Raw genomic sequence first — 20,156 nt, 5'->3', positions numbered from 1 at the left:
ATAGTGCTAATCTTAAGCTCAGCCCTGATGGTGGTTTGAGTTATGTCTTTCGTTGGCTTGCATATTCATAGCGATTACAGCCTGCTCGACGGAGCCAGTCAGCTAGACCAACTGGTGGATCGGGCCATTGAGCTAGGCATGCCCGCGATCGCCCTCACCGACCACGGCGTCATGTACGGTGCGATCGAGCTGCTGAAGGTGTGCAAAAAGCGTGGCGACGCTGTCAAGCCCATCATTGGCAACGAAATGTACGTGATCAACGGCGACATCACCAAGCAAGAGCGTCGCCCCAAGTATCACCAGGTGGTGCTGGCCAAGAACAATCAGGGCTACCGCAACCTCGTCAAACTCACCACCATCTCGCACCTTCAGGGTGTGCAGGGCAAGGGCATCTTTTCCCGGCCCTGTATCAATAAAGATTTGCTGGAGCAGTACCACGAGGGGCTCATCGTCACCAGTGCGTGCTTAGGCGGCGAGGTGCCCCAGGCCATTATGCAGGGGCGGCCCGATGTGGCACGTAAGGTGGCGCAATGGTACAAGGATCTGTTTGGTGACGACTACTACCTGGAACTACAAGACCACGGCTCGCCCGAAGACCGCATTGTGAATGTGGAGATCGTGCGGATTGCCCGCGAGCTAGATATCCGCCTGCTCTGCACCAACGACTCTCACTACATTTCCTGCAACGATGTGGAGGCTCACGACGCGCTGCTGTGCATTCAAACCGGGAAGCTCATCAGCGAGGACAAGCGCCTGCGCTACAGCGGCACCGAGTATCTCAAGTCTGTGGACGAGATGCGCCGCCTGTTTCGCGATCACCTGACAGAGGATGTGGTGGAAGAGGCGATCGCCACCACCCTGGAAGTGGCTGAAAAAATTGAGCCCTACACCGTTTTGGGCGAGCCGCGTATTCCCAACTATCCTGTACCCGAAGGCTACACCGCCTCAGACTACCTGGAGCACACCACCCGCGAGGGGTTGGTCAAACGGCTGGGTGTGCCAACCTATGACGAGATTGATGCCACCTACCGCGATCGCCTCGACTATGAGCTGCAAATGATGCACCGCATGGGCTTCGACGGCTACTTTTTGGTGGTGTGGGACTACATCAAGTTTGCGCGCGATCGCGGCATTCCCGTTGGCCCCGGACGAGGATCGGCAGCGGGCTCGTTGGTGGCCTATGCCCTCGGCATCACCAATATCGATCCCGTACATCACGGCTTGCTGTTTGAGCGATTCCTCAACCCTGAACGCAAGTCCATGCCCGATATTGACACGGACTTTTGCATTGAGCGCCGGGGCGAAGTGATCGAATACGTAACCGAAAAGTACGGCACCGATCGCGTCGCCCAAATCATCACCTACAACCGCATGACCTCCAAAGCCGTGCTGAAGGACGTGGCCCGCGTGTTGGATATTCCCTACAACGAATCCGACAAGATGGCCAAAATGATCCCCGTGGTGCGGGGCAAGCCGACCAAGCTCAAGGTCATGATTTCGGAGGAGTCGCCCGCGCCAGAATTTCGAGACAAGTATGAGAGCGATGCACCTATCCCCAATACTGATCCGCCAGTGACCTATCGCCGCTGGATCGACATGGCCATGCGGATCGAAGGCACCAACAAATCCACGGGCGTACATGCGGCGGGTGTGGTGATCTCGGCAGAACCCTTGGACGAAGTGGTGCCCCTGGAACGGAGCAAAGAAGGCGGCACGACAACGCAGTACCCCATGGAAGACATTGAACTGCTGGGCCTGCTGAAGATGGACTTTTTGGGTCTGAAGAACCTGACCATGATCCAAAAAACGGTGGATCTGGTGGAAAAGACCCACGGCATCAAAATCGACCTGGATACGCTGCCGCTGGATGATCCTGCTGCATATCAGCTTTTGGCGCGCGGCGAGTTGGAAGGTATCTTTCAGTTGGAATCGTCGGGAATGCGGCAGATTGTACGCGATCTGAAGCCCTCTGGACTGGAAGATATTTCCTCGGTGCTGGCCCTGTACCGACCGGGACCCCTGGATGCCGGGCTGATCCCAAAATTCATCAACCGGAAGCACGGGCGCGAAGAAATCAAGTACGAGCATGAATTGCTCACCTCCATCCTCAACGAAACCTACGGCATCATGGTCTACCAGGAACAGATCATGAAAATTGCGCAGGATATGGGCGGTTACTCGCTGGGACAGGCCGACCTATTGCGCCGCGCCATGGGTAAAAAGAAGAAAGAGGAGATGGAGAAGCACCAGAGCATCTTCACCGAAGGCGCAGAAAAGAACGGCGTGCAGAAGAAAATTGCCGCTGATCTGTTCGACCAAATGGTGAAGTTTGCGGAGTATTGCCTGAGCTACGACACCAAAATCCTCACGGTGGAATATGGCGCGATCGCCATTGGCTCATTAATCGAACGCCAACTCGCTTGCACTGTATTCAGCGTGGATGCGAATGGGTTTGTGTATACCCAGGCGATCGCCCAGTGGCACCCGCGCGGCCTGCAAGAAGTCTTTGAGTACACGCTAGACGACGGCTCCACTCTCCGCGCCACCAAAGATCACAAATTCATGACCGAAGATGGCGACATGCTCCCCATCGACGAAATTTTTGAGAAGAACCTGGAATTGAAGCGGGTTAAGGTTCCTGCGATGGCAATGAGGTAAGTTACAGCAAGTCAAGGATGATGAGGTCGAGGCAAGTCGGGGACTGTGCACATGGATACGGCAGATGGAATGACATGCCTCGACGAGTTCATAGAGATGGGCTTAACCGCGATTGCGCTCCAGCAAAATCATCATCATCAGGCTGAGGAGGATTTGGGTTTCTTCGCGATCGCTCAGCTGATCCATTTGCTTAATGGTAAAAATGCGTGAGAGAAATGCGGGCATCTTTTCCAAACGCATCAACACATCTTTTTGCTCAGGACGTGTTACCAAATACACCGGATTAAATACATATCCCGTGAACATGCCAACAATGGGAATCTCAGCAAACAGCGAATCAAATACCTTGACCCAGGGATTTTCTTCCTGAATGGTAAACACGACATTATCGCCATCAAAGATGTCATAGCGCGATCGCCACATTGAGCGCCAACCCCGTCGTTTTACGGCACCCAGCGGCATGTCATACGCATCCATAAAATTGTATTTAGCCGAAAAATCAATAATGCGATCTGCCTTGATGGTGTAGCGCAACTGCTGCCGCTGCTCATCGCCAAAAATGTTGATCACTTCCTTGAGTTTGAACAGTTTTTGGCGCACGTAAAACAGCACATTCCCATTCACATCTTTCAACGACAGTTGAGGCGCAAACGACCACAGCTTGAACGTCAGTTCGAGAGGATATTGCATAGACATTCCTAAAGGATAAAAACGAAACAACGGGCGAGAGATCGCTTGCGACAGGCCAGATCTTTGCCTTCATCACTAAAAATCCCAATCTCTGGACGTGAAGTCCAAAGCGTGACAAATCTCAACACATTTGGGGGATATACGGGCGATCGCATGGGGCTACATCCTCCTCCTATGCTCTGTAGCCAGCAAGGTGACGAGACCCCAAATTTTGGTCACTCCAACGCTACATATGCAATATAATTTCAAGACAGTTTCTAGATTTAGCGTTTAGTTCCTCTGAATGAACTTGCTAGACTACTGATACAGCCCTCGCCACCGAATCATGAACCATGGTCAAAATTATTAGCCGTCGGTCTCTTGGGGTTCAGCCCGTTTACGACATTGGTGTAGCGCGAGATCACAACTTTGTGTTGGAGAGTGGCCTAGTCGCTTCAAACTGCTTTAACAAGTCGCACTCCACGGCTTATGGGTATGTGACCTTTCAAACGGCATACCTCAAGGCCAACTATCCCGTGGAATACATGGCGGCGCTGCTAACCGCCAACAGTGGCGATCAGGAAAAGGTGCAAAAGTACCTGAGCACCTGCCTCACCATGGGCATTGAGGTAGAGCCACCGGATATTAACCGCTCGGAGGTGGACTTTACCCCGCTGCAAAAAAGCATTTTGTTTGGGCTGTCGGCGGTGCGAAATGTGGGCACGGGAGCGATCGAAAATATTTTGCAAGCGCGATCGCAGGATGGGCCATTCAAGTCGCTGGGCGATTTGTGCAGTCGAGTCGATCCACGCACCGTAAACCGAAGAGCACTAGAAGCGTTGATCCAATGCGGGGCCATGGATTGCTTGGAGCCAAATCGACGGCAGTTGATGGCGGATCTGGATTTGGTGCTGGACTGGGCGCAATCGCGAGCCAAGGATCGAGCGATTGGTCAGGGTAGCTTGTTTGATATGTTTGCCGAGGCGGGCGGCGGTGACTTGGGCGGGTTTGAAGAAGCACCCAAAGCACCAGCAGTAGACGACTTTCCCAAGCAAGAAAAGCTCAAGCTAGAAAAGGAGCTATTGGGCTTTTATGTGTCGGATCATCCCTTAAAATCGGTGCGGGAGGCAGCGAAAGTCCTGGCCCCCATTAGTTTGAGCGATTTGGGCGATCAACATGAGAATGTGACGCTGAGTGCGGTGGTGATGCTGGCAAACGTCAAACCTGTGATGACCAAAAAGGGCGATCGCATGGCCATTCTTACTATTGAAGACTTGACCGGGCAAACCGAAGCCGTGGTCTTTCCCAGAACCTTTGAGCGCATTGGCCACCTGATCAGTCCTGATGCACGGCTGATGGTGTGGGGCAAGGTCGATAAGCGCGACGATCGCACCCAGCTGATTGTGGAAGATGCGGAACCCATCGACGAGGTGCAGCTTGTGATGGTGGAACTGGAACCCCAAATTGCCAGCGACATTACCTATCAGCATCAACTACGAACCGTGTTGCTAAAGCACCGAGGAGAAGAAGATAAGTGTAAAGTGCCAGTCGTTGCCATCATTAGCAATCAGCAACGGCGAGAAATGGTGCGATTAGGCGCTCAGTTTCGCGTTCAGGATTACCAATCGGTGGTAACCGCGTTAAACGATGCTGGATTTCGTGCGCGATCGACTGCTCTCACGGCAACCTCGTAATGTGACGAGGCACCTGCCACGAATATCGCGATCGCCCTCAACACAGCGATCGCCCTCAAGCAAAAGCCCCAATCCAAACTTTTGGATTGGGGCTTTGTTTAGGTATGCCTAACGTTGACGTTGCAGCTTGCGTGCCTCAGTGAAATTGGCTGAGGGCGATCGCACTAGCTAACCGCAAATGCCGTCAGCACCAAGCCTGCAACCAGCAGCGTAGCAACAGCAGCCTGAAACGCGTATTGGCGAGCTTGCTCTGGCGAGGGAAACACCGAGTAATACATTGCGGGCTCAACAGCATAGTTATTCGACAACCCTTCTTGGTCAACGGTTGCCCCACCCGCAGAAAAAGGACGGAGGAAGTTGTCACCTTCTCGACGCATCCGAGAACGAACTTCGGTCGGAGTCAATTCGCTGCCATTGCTCAAACCAGACTTGAAGGAGTTGCCCCGAGCAGCCCCTAGTTCACGAGCGATAGATACGAAATCAAGATTGGAGTCAGCGGCGTATGTCATGGCGACCTCTGTGAACTTCTGTAAATATAATGTAACACTTTGTTAATAAAATTTGCAAATAAATTTCACCTATGGTAGTGATTATTTTCTCTACACTCCGCAATAAGCTGACTGCGCAACAGTTCCAGCCCCTTGGAAGATTCGCATCCCCCAAAAAAGATGGTTCGTCAACCCGTCAGCACCAAAACGAGCGACCCATCCGCCCTTCCTGCATCACCAATTTAGTCATCCAGAAGTCATAGGACTTACGCACTTCTGTCCGAAAACCCAGGGGGTTGAATGATGTTTGGGGAGCGCTTAACGCCCCAAACATCATTCAATTGCGTCAGTCCTGAGCAACTTGCGGATGAAACAAACGAATAAGGAAATCTGTTCAGGTCGTATCCAATTGACCTTCGTTTTGACCAAGGGCTTTTCTGATGGTGAGTGCCATCCTCGGAAAAGGCCCATCTGAATACGTGTCGCGTACAAACCGGATGCTTCGACTTACTTCGCACCCATATTGCATTGACATACTGCATTGAAAAGATGACCAGTCTTCTGCTACGTCGGCTTCGTTCGGCTAGGCGTTCTTTCACTGGCCTGCAATTTCATCCCAGATGGGCCAATCAATCGTAAAACCTTCTGCATGAATCATTGCGCAGCTTTGCTGCGCAATGATTCATGCAGAAGGTCTCTATCAACGAAACCGAGGTAACAAACCGCTACAACGATGAAACAGGCACCTGTTGAAAGGGAATAGCGATGCGGAACTCGGCACCTTCTCCCGGCGTTGAAAAACACTCCAGCTTGCCGCCGTGCTTTTCAGTCACAATTTGAAAGCTGATCGACATTCCCATCCCGGTTCCTTTCCCCATCGGTTTGGTCGTAAAGAATGGGTCAAAGATATTCTGCTGAATCTCGAATGGAATGCCACTGCCATTGTCAGCGATCGCCACTTCTATCCACTTATTTGGAAGAACTGATGTGCGAATGGTAATGCAGCTAGGATTGGCCTCAATCTCCTCATAGGAGCGCTGAGCATCTCGCTCCTCCAGCGCATCAATCGAGTTCACCAAAATATTCATAAACACCTGATTGAGCTGTCCGGCATAGCATTCCACCAGCGGCAGCGAACCATAGTCCCGCACAATTTCGATGGCGGGTCGGTCGGGTTGGGCCTTGAGGCGGTGCTGTAAAATCAGCAGCGTACTGTCGATACCTTCATGAATATCGACCGCTTTGAATTCCGACTCATCCATGCGCGAAAAGTTGCGCAATGACAGCACAATCTGCCGAATGCGATCGGTGCCTAGCTGCATGGATGCCAGCATTTTGGGAATATCAGTCTGCAAAAACTCTAGATCAATCTCGTCTGCAGCAGCCTGCATTGCTGGAGTGGGCTGTGAATACTGTTGTTGATACAAATGCACAAACTCCAACAAATCCCCAACAGATTCGCGTACGTGGTTGAGGTTGCCGTGAATAAAGTTGACCGGGTTATTAATCTCGTGGGCAACGCCCGCGACTAATTGCCCCAAACTCGACATTTTTTCACTTTGCACAACTTGAGCCTGGGTGCGCTTCAATTCTGCTAGCGCATTTTTGAGATCACTGGTTCGCTCTTCAACCCGGTCTTCCAACACATCTTTACTGTGTTCCAGCTCGGTAACCAACCGATTGAGCTGCTCCACCATATGGTTAAAAGAGGTCGATAACGTATTGAATTCGCGGATGGTGCCAGGTTCCACTACTTGGCTAAGATCGCCAGCGGCCATCGCTTTACTCGCCTGATTAAGACGCAAAATAGGCCCCATAATCCAACGAGAGGTAAACACACCCAGCCCAGAGGCGATCGCCAGTGCAGCCACACAGAGAGCGATCGTGACACGGGTGTTTTCATGAATTTGCGCCATAAACGCCGATTCCGGCACACTCACCACCACCAGCCAGTCCAAACCATAGGCATCGCGCCAGGGTGTCACATTTACAAAGTGCGGTTCTTTCTGGGCTTCAAGCTCAAAGTCCGCCTCATCAGTAATGGCTTGCAAACCCTTGCTTTGAATATGCTTGGCAATGGTTTGAATAAGCACATTGGGGCTATCAACGGCCTGTAATTGCTGAACTTGCTGATCGACAAGTTTAAAGGGCTGCTCGGTACCAGAACTCGCGATCAACGTGCCCTCGCGATTCATAATAAACACTTCCCCAGCCTGGCTGACATTCAAATCTCGCAGAAATTCACTCAGCTTTAGCAGATGAATATCAACAGCGATCATGCCTAAGAGCTGATTCTGCGCATCATAGATAGGGCGGCTGGCCGAAGCCGAAATATAGGGGCCAGTCGGGAAGTTTCCCGTAATAATCTTTGCCCAAATTGGCATCCCCGCCGCAACAGGTTCGGTATACCAGGGTTCATTAAACATGTCATAAAACCACTTCGCTTCAACCTGGGTTCGATTGCCCTCAGCATCGGTGGCGTAGGTGGTTATATTATTGGTCAGGTTGGCAGTCCAGTCATCAATGGTAATTGTTTCGCCATCATACCGAGCCACCCCAACCCCCTCCCCGGTCGTTAGGCCCATGCCAATATAGGTCAGGTCATGAGACTGCATTTGATCCCAAAAGAACTTCTCTACAGTTGCGCGATCGCGCACATCCAGCAGCCCTCTTCGCACAGCAGCTGCATTGATTTGGTTCAATTTCTGAGGAATCGCAAGATAAGACTGAAGATGCTCATTCACCACCTCGCTGGTACGGTCAATGAGATGTCCTGCCAACTCATTGACCGCCCTTTGCCCATTTCTAAAAGACAAGAAACCCACAAGCGCAACGGCTCCAAAAACCTGAAGCACAAAGGGAAAAACAAGAACCATTTGCAGCGGAACGGTTCTGTTTTTTGGGGGTACCTGGGTTTTCATGTCTAGAAAATTCTCTTTAGATCGGATAATCGACATTTCGGATAATCGATATTGAAAACAGAGTTCCCTCCATGCTCATGCAGCTAACAGTTAAAGGACTCCACGACTCAACACCTACAACTGAAAACACATTCTGTACAAATAACGTACTGAGCATAGGACATCGAACCGATGCGCAACAAGACAAGTCATGCTAATCATGCCAGACATGCAACTTATGCCAGACATGAATGACTGGCGATCGGGATCTGTGAACGAAATACCCAATCTTGAGAAAACGAAAGGTGAACGGTCGAGAAAAGGGCTATGCCAACACCAGCACCAACAGTCGTCATTTTTACTGAGGTTGATTACTACCGACCAAAGGCAATTGGAATTGGAATATCTAAAAAGAGAAAGATAAGCAAGCAGCCATCATTAAGCATAAACCCCAAAACTGTGTGCCGCATGTACAGAGGGCGGCACACAGTTTTAGGGTCTGGGTTTAATGGTATCGAGGTACTTAAAACTTGAGCATCCATTGAAGTATCAAATCATCTTCCGATCATTCACTTCAATCCCAGGATGCAACATTGCACAACCATTACATTCAGCAAAAAATCTTATTGTTCAAAGAAGAGTAAAATCATTCATAAATTATCCATAGTGGCATTTTAAGAATAGTTTTGGGTCATGTAGGCGAAGTCCACACCACCCAAATCATCCCCTTGGAAGCCGATAGAACTGTGGAGGTTTGCTGGATGGATTTACTGCAAATATTGGGTGTTTTTCTAGCGAGCGCATTGGGCGCAGGAACGTTTCTAAAGTTTTCAGCAGAGAAAGTTATTGAAACAGGGTTGCAAAAAGCGCTCCACAAAGAAACCCTGCTGACTGAAGCCGACCTAGAATACAGAAGACGACAGATTGAAGAATTTTATGGCCCAATTTATGCCTCTTTGAAGCTCACTTCCAAAATTTATCCAATTTGGCTCTATTCAAACTTAACGGAGGTCAATCAGGATGTGATTCATTTGTTTAAGCAACAGAATGATGAGATCACAACTATTCTTAAAACCAAAGCTCACTTAATTGATGGAGCAGAATATCCACCCGAATTCATCAAATTTATGACCTCAACGACGATTTGGGGAATGTATTGCACACGACCGGATCAGCCATACCTTCCTAACCATGTGAAAGCATTACCAGAAACGGAATGGCCAGTTGACTTTGAAAATCACATCTACCAAAAAACAGAAGAACTCAAAAAAACATTAGATGATTTGCTAATCAAATACCGAGCCAAGTAACACATGTTTTAGCCATACAGCGATTTGAACAGGGCGCAAGCTTGGATGAACACACTTTTGCTCTAGCCATCAACCGTTCACCTCCTGCACAATGACTTTCTCCAAAAGTTCTCCAAAAGCTTGCCTGGAAGTTCTCCAAAAGCTTGTCTGGAAGCCGTCATCGTTGTACACAGATGCTATACAGCAACGATGCTCAAACGAAGATGAAACTCTCCGTCAAACTAACGCTGGTTGAATCCTTGACAATGCCAATACGATCCTTGACACCCGAGGTATTGGTGAAATAGATCTCTGTATCGATCGCACTAGTCCCAATTCCGTCCACAACCTTAAATTGCAGCGTGTAAAGCCCTCCACCGGCGGTCGTCGAACTTGCAACCTGGATCTTATCAACTCCGGCAACCCAGTCTTGAATAATGGCGTGGCCATTACCAGATTCGAAGTAAAACACCCCAGCCGCACTTCCCAACACAAACGTATCGGAAGCCGTGCCACCTGTTAAGTAATCCACTTGCGCTGTAGCGTTGTAGGCAGTATTGGACGTTGTGAAGCCATTCAGCACATCATTGCCGCTACCACCGTTGAGCGTGTCATTTCCCAAACCACCCACCAGCAAATCAGCCCCAGCTTCACCCAACAGCACATCATTGTTGGCTTCGCCTAACAGCGTGTCATTGCCTGACCCTCCATACACGGTGTCGTTTCCGGCATATCCTAAGGCTGAGTCATTTCCCGATCCACCGTAGATGACATCATTACCGTTCCAGCCATCGAGCACGTCATTACCGCTTTCACCTCGCAGCGTATCGTTTCCACCACCACCATTCAGGTAATCCTGGCCAAAGTAACCCCATAGCTGATCATTTCCGGCTCCACCATAGAGGTCATCATTGCCATTCCAGCCATCCAATGTATCGTTGCCACTCAGCCCATACAGAATGTCATCACCATTCATTCCGTTAACAGAGTCGTTGCCATTGGCACCCTTCATGATGTTGGTTAATGCGTTTCCGGTTAGATTTGCTCCTACTTGCTTATTCCCATGCACTTCAATGCGTTCTACATGGTTTGGCAGCGTGTACGTAATATCTCCGTAGGTGATCACGGTATCGTTTCCCTGTCCGGCTAGTTCAAATGCCACATCATTCGGATTACCCACCACAAACGTGTCATTTCCCAATCCGCCGATCATGGTGTCTGCGCCAAAGCCACCGTTCAGGTAGTCATTCCCCTCTCCACCATCCAAATAATCATTGGCATTGTCCGTATCGGTATCGATCAGCAGTGGAACTGCAATTGGCTGTTGAGAAACCAATTGAGGGATAGGGATAGTTCCAGGGGTGTTGTCTGGCCCTTGCTGATCGTTGCCGACCCCGCCATACAGCCTATCGGAACCTGTATTACCAGTTAGGGTGTCGGCTCCCTCTCCACCAACCAGGGTGTCAATTCCAGCACCGCCATACATGTTGTCGTTGCCATTTCCACCAAACAACTTATCGTTACCGCTTCCGCCTGTTATGATGTCATTCCCTCCGCCTGCGTTGGCCGTAATGTTGGTTGCAAAAATGCTCCAATTCCGTATATCTGCAGCATTGGTACATTGCGGATGTAGCGCAGGAACCGGAGTCACGTCTCCGTCTTGATAAAAGATGTCAATGTTTTGTGGAGCCGCTAAGGGTTGCAAAAGGATGTCGTCCGGCAAGGTGAAGATAATTGACTTAGACATGGTTTGTTCCTCTAAATTCCAAATAGGTTCCCGTCGTTGAATGAGAGCAAATGGTCAATACAGCCGCTCGTTGAGGTTGCTGTTCTAAACCAAGCCGAAATGAACGCGCGATCGCCCTTCCAATCGGGTTGAACTGGACAATGGTGCATGGCATGAAAGTGCGGGTGAATTAGGAACAGGAATGATGGGCTTGCTGTTGAGCAAGGGCGGGCGTTGGCAGTTCTGCCAGTAGTACCGTTTCTCCAGCGCGGTTTGTATACCAACCCTGAGCCTCTACCAGAGGCCCATTTGCCGAACCAGACAGAACCGTTGGCTGAGCAAGGCTAGTGTGTGTGCCGGTGGGCTGGGCTTGCAAAATTGGTGCATTGCCCGATGCCAAGCTGCTCCAACGGGTGAGTATGCTGGCGCTGCGCACATCGCTCGGCGCTGCGGGCAAGCCTCCTCGCCCGGTCATGACAAATTCGCTGGCGGTTGGTTGGGATGGGGCGATCGCCCCTCGGTTGCCGCATCCCTGAGCAATTTGCTGAGTGGCATCCGTCACATCGGCAGGCAAATTCACCAGCGCACTTGAATCAAACTCCAAACCGTTGATCGTAATCAGCCCGTTTGTCCCCAAATCTGAGCTAGCCGTAATGTCGCTGCTGTGGGGCAACGCCTGCGAACTGGGCTGAATCCCAAAAATCCCCAACGCCTGAATTGCAATATCGCCGCCATTTCCCACATAGGCATTGGCGGTAATGTCGCTGTCTTCGGATGGCACAGCGACGATAAATGCCGCATCAATGGTGATGCTGCCCCCATTGCCGCCCGTTTGCTCCAAACCTGCCGTTGTTGTAATGTCGCTGTTATGCCGCAGCAACAGGTTTCCCGTTAGATGCAGCACAATATTGCCCCCATCGCCCGCAACCGTACTGGCAAAAAGCCGCCCCCGATTTTGCATCACCAAATTGTGCGCATGAATGGTGAGCTGTCCCTGGGCTCCCGCATCTCCACTGGGATTCACACTACCAATGAAAATGATGCTGTTGTTTTGCACGGTCACTTCATGGGCGTTGATCGAAATGCCGCCGGCACTCCCGCTTCCCTCGGTGCCCGCAACGATCGCCCCTCCGTCGTTGAGTAGTAACGTGTTGGCCACGATATCGATGCTGCCCGCATCGCCAAATGCCCCATATTGAATATTGGCAAATAGCCCACTGCGGTAGGCATTGGGTTCTGCAGTGGATAACGCACTGTCGATTTCAATCGTATTGGCTTGCAGGACGATGCTGCCAGCATGGCCTCGGGCTTGAGTTAGAGTGTTAATTTGGGCACCATTGAGCAAACGAATCTGCCCAGCTTGCATGGTGATGAGCCCACCGCTGCCTGTTGCCGCCGCCTGAGCTTGGGTAAATACGCCTGTGAGGCTACCGTTCCCATTGGCGGAGGTGCCATCCAGCACAATCGAATCGGCGGTGATGGCGATCGCGCCTCCATCTCCACTCGAATCAGTATTGGCAAAAATTTGAGCGCCGTTCTGCACCTGTACTGTGCTGGCATCAATTTGAATATCGCCACTGTTGCCCTCCCCTGTCGTTGTGGTGTTAATTTTTGCCCCACTGTTGAGGTTGAGCGCATTGGCCTGAATGTGGATGCCCGCTCCATTGCTATCGCCACGGGTCGCTGCCAGCAGTTGCGAGCCGTCTGCCAGGTCGATCTGGCTGCCATACAGGTGAATGAAGCCACCATTGCTGCCGCTCGTTGTGGCGATCGCCCCATTCGAGAACTGCATCGACTGCGGTGCCGAATTCGCTCCATACTCAAACGACCAGCCACCAGCCTGAGGTTGCATGGTTACGGTAGAGTTCGCCGCAACCGACCCCAAATAAATGTGTCCGGCTGGGGCCGTCATCGTGCCGCCGTTCATGGTGAGCCCATTGCCAATGAGCGCCAGGGTACTGCCCGGTTGTACACTCAGCCCACCGTGAATGATATCGCCCGTTTCTGGATCAAAGTCGAGGTTAGCCTGCGAGGAATGGGCGATCGCCCCAGCCTGCTGCCCAAACTGCAACCCCATCGGCACACTCACCGTCAGCAACGACGACGACTGTGTTCCATTGGCCCGAAACTGAACCTGATCTGCAAACTCTATTTGGCTAGCAGTTGTCGCCAAAAAAGCCCCACCCACATTCAGCGTTGCATTCGGTCCAAAAACAATTCCATTGGGATTCATCAAAATCAAATCTGCATTGCTGACGGTACCGTTCGGTTGCACCGTTTCCAAGACACCGTAAATATTGGAAAGCGAACCACCAGTCACCCGAGCAATAATGCGCTGCACCTCTGGAGACATCACTTGAAACGAGGCCGTCATACCATTTGGGATCGAAAATTCGGAAAAGCTATGAAATAGATTTTCTCCAGCTTGCGTACCCGCTTGAATGAGGATGGACTGATCGCTCGTGACCACGCTGGAAGGAACAGGTAGCGTCGTATCAGGAACAATCTGCGCGATCGCACATGAATGAAGAAACAATCCACTCCATACACTCATTCCACACAATCTAGCCATGATGTGAAACCACAACAAACGGCTCACGGTCTTGAACTCCTAAACCCGAGCGTGTTCATGAATCATTCACGTATATATATTCAGATCATGGCACTGCCAATTAAATTTGGCATTCCACAAACGGGTACAGTTATTCAAGTCAGGCTCATCGATAGCGATATGAACTACATACACAACACCATCATCACTATCATTCAGACGATGCGGTGTTACACGTTAGAGCTGGTACATCCCACAACCCATTCCAACGATACGAGTCCGAAATATTGAACCTGCCTAAACCCTCAAGACTCCTGCACGCATGGCGTTTTGGGAAGGATGCATCGTTGCACAACGGAGCTGCGCAATAACTTGTGCGAACAATTCATGCAACCGATTTGTGCAGGAGGTCTATTCGCTCCGATGGGAAGTTTGGTGACATCTTCATTCCGATTGCAGAGCCGATGATCGATTGGACAGCCGCATCATCGCTGCATCTACCGCAAGCTGCTGATCTCGTCCGGTAATCCATCGATGATAGGTGCGTGTGTGAATGGCAACCGAGTGGCCCATCATTTTGGCGGCAACGGTGTCGGGAATCCCCAAGTGAATGGTACGCACCGCCCAAGCATGGCGCAAATCGTAGGGCGAAATGGGGAGATTGTAGCGACGAAACTGGGTAGACACCAACTGCCCAATGCGCTGAAGGGTTGTTTCAGTCAGGTCAGTGTTGAGCGGGGGCAAGTTCACGTCGCGAAGTTGAAAGCGCTCTACCCAGTCGGGATAGAAGGGCCACACTTGATGACTGCCCGTTTTGGTAGTTTCCAGAACTTCAATCACGCCCTTGGGGTCGCCAGTTTTGAGGGCGGTATAGTCGCAAAAGAATACTTCGTGGTTACGCAAACCGTAAGTGGCCATGACTCCATACACAAATCGCCAAGCCGGATTGGGGATGCGATCGCAGAAGTTGAGAATCTCGTCATCGGTGGGCAAGTCTCGTTTCTGCGTTTTGGCAGTGCCATAGTCGCCCCAGTAAGTTTTGAGGTCGATGGGTAAATCGAGGTGCAAAAATTGGGCAAATGCGCTCATGGCGGTGCAGCACACCTGGCGACTGCGGGTGTGGGCCGCAGTGTCTTGAACCGTTAGGTAAATGGCTTCGGGCAAGCTGAGGTTTGGGCGATCGCCCGCAATGTGCAGCAGCTTGTTCAGGTAAGGAGCGTAGGCTTTGTCCCAAGTCGTTCGTACCGAACCGGGGTTGCTGCCCCGTTTGGGATGGGCCAGCATGTGCTCCTGAAAGGCCTGTACTTTTTGCGGCAAATCCATTTGAATCAGCCGACCACCGCCGGAGATATCTAGGTAGTCACGCCAATCAAAGGTTTTTTGAATGAGCTTAGCCGCAATCACCTTCACCTCTTGTTCTGCTTGCTTCAGCCCAGCCGCCGTAGCGGGCAGATCGAGCCGTAGCCGCTGCTGATGCGGGCGCAACCGATGGCTACCAGGCCGAGGGGGTAACGTTCCCCGCAAGTTCAACTTGGAGCCCCGCCGCTCAATTTGCAAGCCCATGCGCGCGGCCTTCAGTCGCTGGTTGACTTGCTCAAGCTTGGGATCGAGGGCAGACACATCGGACATGGACATATCACTTACAACATTTGGAGCTTGCCAAGCGATCGCTGAGGTCCAATGCTGATCTCAGCCGCCCAGAACCAAGCTGGTGCTGGAGCATTGTAGGCGCAATGCAACGAGATTGGGGAGCACGTGGGGCTGGGGTATGGCGATCGCCCAAACCATCGCTGCAATGCGATCGCTAAGTCAGGGGTCATAGCTCTATACCGCCTTGGAAAAAAATCTGCCTATCGAAAGATCGCTGAACCCACCCATTATCTTTATAGTACTTACGTTCGAAGCATTAGAGCGCTGGGTTGGCTAGAGCGATCGCAAAGGCAAGATTTTGAGACAGAAAACTTGTGTGGTCATGTCGCTGATCTGCAAGAATAGTTGTTAAAATCAGTAACAAATATTAAGAGATATGGGGAAGCGGTAGCCACTATGGGTCGAGTTGGCGTTTTATTGCTGAATTTGGGTGGACCGGACAAGTTAGAAGATGTCCGTCCGTTTCTCTACAACTTGTTTTCCGATCCAGAGATCATTCGCTTGCCAATTACGTGGCTGCAAAAGCCGTTGGCTTGGTTCATCGCCTCAACCCGAGCTAGTAAATCTCAAGAAAATTACAAGCAGATTGGCGGTGGTTCTCCGCTGCGTCGCATTACCGAAGAGCAAGCCCAAGCCCTACAAGAGAGCCTGCAACAGCGCGGACAGGATGTGCAGATATACATTGGTATGCGCTACTGGTCGCCCTTTACCGAGGAGGCGATCGCTCGCATTAAGCGCGACGGCATTGAAAAGTTGGTAATCTTGCCGCTGTATCCCCAGTTTTCCATTAGCACCAGTGGCTCTAGCTTCCGCTTGCTGCAAAATCTGTGGGAAGAAGATCCTGACCTACAACGCATTGACTACACCCTCATTCCATCCTGGTACGATCGCCCTGGTTATCTCAAAGCCATGGCCGACCTGATTGCTCAACAGTTGGATCAGTTAGCCGAGCCTGACAAGGCACACATCTTTTTCAGTGCTCACGGGGTGCCGGTGAGCTATGTGGAAGAGGCAGGCGATCCCTACCAGCAGGAAATTGAAGCTTGCACCAAGCTCATCATGCAAACTCTTAATCGCCCCAATGAGTACACTCTGGCCTACCAAAGCCGAGTTGGCCCGGTGGAATGGTTGCAGCCCTATACCGAAGATGCGATCGCCGAATTGGCAGAGCGTGGAATTGAAGAATTGGTCGTCGTACCTATCAGCTTTGTTTCAGAACATATCGAAACGTTGCAAGAGATTGATATTGAGTATCGAGAAGTCGCAGAGGAAGCCGGGATTCATCACTTCCAGCGGGTTCCTGCCCTCAATACTCATCCCATCTTTATTGGGGAGCTGGCCGATATGGTTGTGGATGCTCTGAATTCCCCCAATGTCACCCTCGACCAAATCGCTCGTCCTGAGAAGAAGGTAAAGATCTACCCACCAGAGCGTTGGGAATGGGGTCTATCTCCGGCAGCCGAGGTTTGGAATGGTCGCTTGGCAATGCTGGGCTTTATTGCCCTGTTGGTGGAGCTGATTAGCGGTCAGGGGCCGCTGCACTTTGTGGGTCTGCTATAGGCTAGCCCCTAGTTCAACTGCTGATCAGTTGAGCAGGAATCATTGAACATAAATCATTGAACATGGATTACGATGGGCGATCGCTCCCAAGCTTGGCGTTTTAGCTAGGCACAGTGAGCGATCGCCCATTGTCGCGACTGGTGAGCTTGAGCAAAAAGGGAACCGCCCGCTTGCCCCAGGCTTGGGCCTTGGGGTAGGCCGATGCGTCATCCCCAAAGCAAATTTGCAGCATGTCCGTGTTGATGATGCCAGGGTTGAGGGCGATCGCCGCCATTCCGGCAGGTAATTCTTGCGCCATCGCCTGAGACAAGCCTTCGATGGCCCATTTGGAGGCACAGTAGGAGGCCACTTCCGGCGACGTTGATCGGCCCCAGCCAGAGCTAAAGTTCACGATAATTCCCCGCTGCTGGGCCACCATCGCCGGAACCAAGTGCCGAATCACGTTCACTACGCCCTTGATGTTGATATCAATGAGTCGATCGAATTCATCCACTGGGATTTCCCACAGTGGAGCCAGCTCGTTGATGATGGCGGCGTTATTCACCACCAGGTCGGGCGCACCGTAACGCTGCACCAGGCGATCGCACCAGTCCTTAACTTCGGCATCTTTGGCCACATCCACCACTGCAAAGTCGTGCGGTGCCGCGTACTGCTGCTGAAGCTCGGCAATGGCTTGGGGCGATCGCGCACAGCCCAACACGGTGTGTCCTGCCGCAATCATGCCCTCCGTCATCACCCGTCCCAAACCACGGCTCACTCCCGTAATCACAATCGTTTTCGTCATCACCCTCAATCCTAAAACATTTGAAGTTGCACACCCAGCTCCTTGGGATGGGCAATTTGCATTCATACTAAGCGCTGCGGCTAGCTGGGCTTTCCCAGTTGAGAACTAGGCTTGGTGCTGGGCTTGCCATGCTTTCCACAGGTCAGGGCGGCGCTGTTGGGTACGTTCCATTTGCTGCTGTCGTCGCCATTGAGCGATCGCCTCATGGTTGCCAGATCGCAACACATCGGGCACCGCCATATCGCGAAATTGGGCAGGCCGCGTGTAGTGGGGATAGTCCAGCAGCCCGTCCTCAAAGCTGTCATATTTAATCGAATCCTCTTTGGCTACCGTTCCGGGCAAGAGGCGAATGACCCCATTCAGCAACGCCAGCGCCGGGATCTCGCCACAGGTCAGCACAAAGTCTCCCAGAGATACCTCCCGCGTCACCAAGTGCAGCACCCGCTCATCGACCCCTTCGTAATGGCCACAAATCAGCACGAGCTGGTCGTAGTTTTGCGATAGCTCTTGAAACAGCGGCTGATTCATCGGCTGGCCCTGAGGCGTCATCAGCAGCACCTCGCGCCGGGGTAACACAGGCAAAGACTCTACCGCCGCAAAAATGGGCTCTGGCTTCATCACCATGCCAACGCCACCTCCGTAGGGCTCGTCATCCACCTTGCGGTGCTTATCGGTGGTAAAGTCACGCGGATTGGTTAAATGCACCTGAGCGATCGCATTTGCCAGCGCCTTGCCCAATAAGCCAGACTGCAACGGCGACTCAAAAAAATCGGGAAACAGGGTCACGATATCAAACCGCAGACCAAAGCCATCGCGAACCGGATTCATGTTCAAGGAATGGTAACTCAAAAGAGAATGGGTGATGATTCAATCTGTAATTGTGCTTAAATAATTAAGCCTAGACGTTTAAGATTCTTTTATCAGATTTTCTGATTTGCCTTGGCTACGCCATTGGTTCTGAAACCTACGGGGCAAGCTGGTTGGGTAGACTTGCTAGATCGCCACTGTACTAGATTTAGGTTCATACAACCGACTTTTTTATGAACGAGCGTAGCTATAGCATGACAGAGTTGCTAAAGCAGTTCTTGATCCGCCCGTTCAAACCAGACACGATGTTGCAAACAGAACCCACATCCCTGCGTCAAAGGATGCCTCAGACTACCAACACCTCCGTTTTAGTGATTGGCGGAGCAGAAGACAAAGTTCATGGTCGCTTAATTCTCAGTACGTTTTTCTCGCGATCGGGTGGCAGCGACGCCCGCATTGCAATTGTCCCTGCGGCCTCTCGCGAGCCGGCTGTCATTGGCAATCGGTATCAAGAGATCTTCGAGAGCATGGGCGCCAAGACCATCGAGATCGTCAACATTCAAGATCGAGAGCATGGCTACGATTCAGGCTGGCTCTCGTTTATTGAAGACTGCACAGGCGTCTTCTTGACTGGCGGCGATCAGCTCCGGTTGTGCGGGCTGTTGGCCGATACCCCCATTATGGAAAAAATTCGGCTGCGGGCACAGCTGGGCGAAATTACCCTGGCGGGCACCAGCGCAGGCGCAGCGGTGATGGGCCAGCACATGATTGCCGGTGGCGGCAGTGGCGAGTCGCCCAATCGATCGCTGGTGGATTTAACGGCAGGGCTCAACATCATCCCTGAAGTGCTGGTAGACCAACACTTCCATAACCGCAATCGCATGGCACGGCTGATGAGTGCGATCGCCGCCTATCCCGATAAATTGGGCATTGGCATTGATGAAGACACCTGCGCCATGTTCGAGGCCGACGGTACATTTCGGGTCTTGGGCAAAGGGACTGTCACCATCATCGATCCGGGCGAAATTTCCTACACCAATCAGGCCGATGTGGGTACCAGCGATCCCCTCAGCATCCACAACATGCGAATTCATATCCTCAGCCATGGCGATCGCTACGATTTTTACAAGCGGGTCATCTTACCAAGCACCCACTAAATCGCATCCTTTCATTCATCCTGCAACGCTCAATTTATTTACTTAGGCAGTCGTTTACCCATCCCACAGTTTGCTTCAATAGCAAGTGCAACCGTTTGAGGCACTTCGCCAATTCCAGCCTGCATACTGACGTTCTAGGTTCAACCCAGCTCGACCGTGACAGGCATTGATTCGTTCCCTCTCGAAATTCCTGACTTTCAGCCTAGTTTTCATTCACTCAGCC

15 protein-coding genes are annotated in these 20,156 nt (G+C 51.5%); 6 read left to right on the top strand and 9 right to left on the bottom strand.

What is annotated here, in order from left to right:
- The first annotated feature begins 42 nt into the window (after window positions 1-42).
- Entirely contained in the window at window positions 43-2,658 is a 2,616-nt protein-coding gene (locus ACQ4M4_RS16590; RefSeq protein WP_430685554.1) for a DNA polymerase III subunit alpha, read from the top strand.
- A gap of 102 nt (window positions 2,659-2,760) precedes the next feature.
- Here ACQ4M4_RS16590 and ACQ4M4_RS16585 read toward each other — a convergent pair whose 3' ends face one another.
- A complete protein-coding gene (locus ACQ4M4_RS16585) occupies window positions 2,761-3,348 on the bottom strand; it encodes a hypothetical protein (RefSeq protein ID WP_430685553.1) in 588 nt (195 codons plus the stop codon).
- A 332-nt stretch (window positions 3,349-3,680) separates the two neighbouring features.
- On the opposite strand from ACQ4M4_RS16585, the gene ACQ4M4_RS16580 reads away from it, so the two are divergent.
- Entirely contained in the window at window positions 3,681-5,021 is a 1,341-nt protein-coding gene (locus ACQ4M4_RS16580) for an OB-fold nucleic acid binding domain-containing protein (protein WP_430685552.1), read from the top strand.
- A gap of 164 nt (window positions 5,022-5,185) precedes the next feature.
- Here the strand turns inward: ACQ4M4_RS16580 and psb34 are convergent, their stop codons facing one another.
- Complete coding sequence (psb34, locus tag ACQ4M4_RS16575; RefSeq protein ID WP_430685551.1) at window positions 5,186-5,530, bottom strand: photosystem II assembly protein Psb34; 345 nt, start codon at window positions 5,528-5,530, stop codon at window positions 5,186-5,188.
- Window positions 5,531-6,234: 704 nt separating this feature from the next.
- On the bottom strand, window positions 6,235-8,385 hold the full coding sequence (locus ACQ4M4_RS16570; RefSeq protein ID WP_430685550.1) for a sensor histidine kinase: 2,151 nt from the start codon (window positions 8,383-8,385) through the stop codon (window positions 6,235-6,237).
- A 785-nt stretch (window positions 8,386-9,170) separates the two neighbouring features.
- On the opposite strand from ACQ4M4_RS16570, the gene ACQ4M4_RS16565 reads away from it, so the two are divergent.
- The gene (locus tag ACQ4M4_RS16565; protein ID WP_430685549.1) at window positions 9,171-9,719 is read left to right on the top strand and encodes a hypothetical protein; all 549 of its coding nucleotides are present in this window, start codon (window positions 9,171-9,173) and stop codon (window positions 9,717-9,719) included.
- Window positions 9,720-9,912: 193 nt separating this feature from the next.
- Here ACQ4M4_RS16565 and ACQ4M4_RS16560 read toward each other — a convergent pair whose 3' ends face one another.
- Together ACQ4M4_RS16560 and ACQ4M4_RS16555 are read right to left on the bottom strand one after the other, a co-directional pair.
- Window positions 9,913-11,445 (bottom strand): calcium-binding protein, encoded by a 1,533-nt coding sequence (locus ACQ4M4_RS16560; RefSeq protein WP_430685548.1) that lies wholly within the window; start codon window positions 11,443-11,445, stop codon window positions 9,913-9,915.
- Between the two features lie 169 nt (window positions 11,446-11,614).
- Window positions 11,615-13,996, bottom strand: coding sequence for a filamentous hemagglutinin N-terminal domain-containing protein (locus ACQ4M4_RS16555; RefSeq protein WP_430685547.1), 2,382 nt, complete (start codon window positions 13,994-13,996; stop codon window positions 11,615-11,617).
- Between the two features lie 87 nt (window positions 13,997-14,083).
- Between ACQ4M4_RS16555 and ACQ4M4_RS16550 the strand changes: the two genes are divergently transcribed.
- Window positions 14,084-14,266, top strand: coding sequence for a hypothetical protein (locus ACQ4M4_RS16550; RefSeq protein WP_430685546.1), 183 nt, complete (start codon window positions 14,084-14,086; stop codon window positions 14,264-14,266).
- A gap of 153 nt (window positions 14,267-14,419) precedes the next feature.
- Here the strand turns inward: ACQ4M4_RS16550 and ACQ4M4_RS16545 are convergent, their stop codons facing one another.
- Window positions 14,420-15,604: a site-specific integrase gene (locus ACQ4M4_RS16545; protein ID WP_430685545.1), complete on the bottom strand. Its 1,185-nt coding sequence runs from the start codon at window positions 15,602-15,604 to the stop codon at window positions 14,420-14,422.
- An 11-nt stretch (window positions 15,605-15,615) separates the two neighbouring features.
- Window positions 15,616-15,795 carry a hypothetical protein gene (locus ACQ4M4_RS16540; protein WP_430685544.1) on the bottom strand — a complete coding sequence of 60 codons (180 nt, stop codon included), beginning with the start codon at window positions 15,793-15,795 and terminating at the stop codon, window positions 15,616-15,618.
- A 226-nt stretch (window positions 15,796-16,021) separates the two neighbouring features.
- Here ACQ4M4_RS16540 and hemH point away from each other — a divergent pair, with 226 nt between their 5' ends.
- Window positions 16,022-17,185 (top strand): ferrochelatase, encoded by a 1,164-nt coding sequence (gene hemH, locus ACQ4M4_RS16535; protein WP_430685543.1) that lies wholly within the window; start codon window positions 16,022-16,024, stop codon window positions 17,183-17,185.
- A gap of 100 nt (window positions 17,186-17,285) precedes the next feature.
- Here hemH and ACQ4M4_RS16530 read toward each other — a convergent pair whose 3' ends face one another.
- Together ACQ4M4_RS16530 and trmD are read right to left on the bottom strand one after the other, a co-directional pair.
- The gene (locus ACQ4M4_RS16530) at window positions 17,286-17,969 is read right to left on the bottom strand and encodes an SDR family oxidoreductase (RefSeq protein WP_430685542.1); all 684 of its coding nucleotides are present in this window, start codon (window positions 17,967-17,969) and stop codon (window positions 17,286-17,288) included.
- A 105-nt stretch (window positions 17,970-18,074) separates the two neighbouring features.
- Window positions 18,075-18,797 carry a tRNA (guanosine(37)-N1)-methyltransferase TrmD gene (gene trmD, locus ACQ4M4_RS16525; RefSeq protein ID WP_430685541.1) on the bottom strand — a complete coding sequence of 241 codons (723 nt, stop codon included), beginning with the start codon at window positions 18,795-18,797 and terminating at the stop codon, window positions 18,075-18,077.
- A 212-nt stretch (window positions 18,798-19,009) separates the two neighbouring features.
- Here trmD and ACQ4M4_RS16520 point away from each other — a divergent pair, with 212 nt between their 5' ends.
- Window positions 19,010-19,933 carry a cyanophycinase gene (locus ACQ4M4_RS16520; RefSeq protein WP_430685540.1) on the top strand — a complete coding sequence of 308 codons (924 nt, stop codon included), beginning with the start codon at window positions 19,010-19,012 and terminating at the stop codon, window positions 19,931-19,933.
- Window positions 19,934-20,156: the final 223 nt, after the last annotated feature.

Source organism: Leptolyngbya sp. AN02str (assembly GCF_050565595.1).
GTDB lineage: Bacteria > Cyanobacteriota > Cyanobacteriia > Elainellales > Elainellaceae > Kaiparowitsia.
Note: the sequence above shows the minus strand (reverse complement) of the source record. Positions and strands in the feature narration are given on the sequence as shown.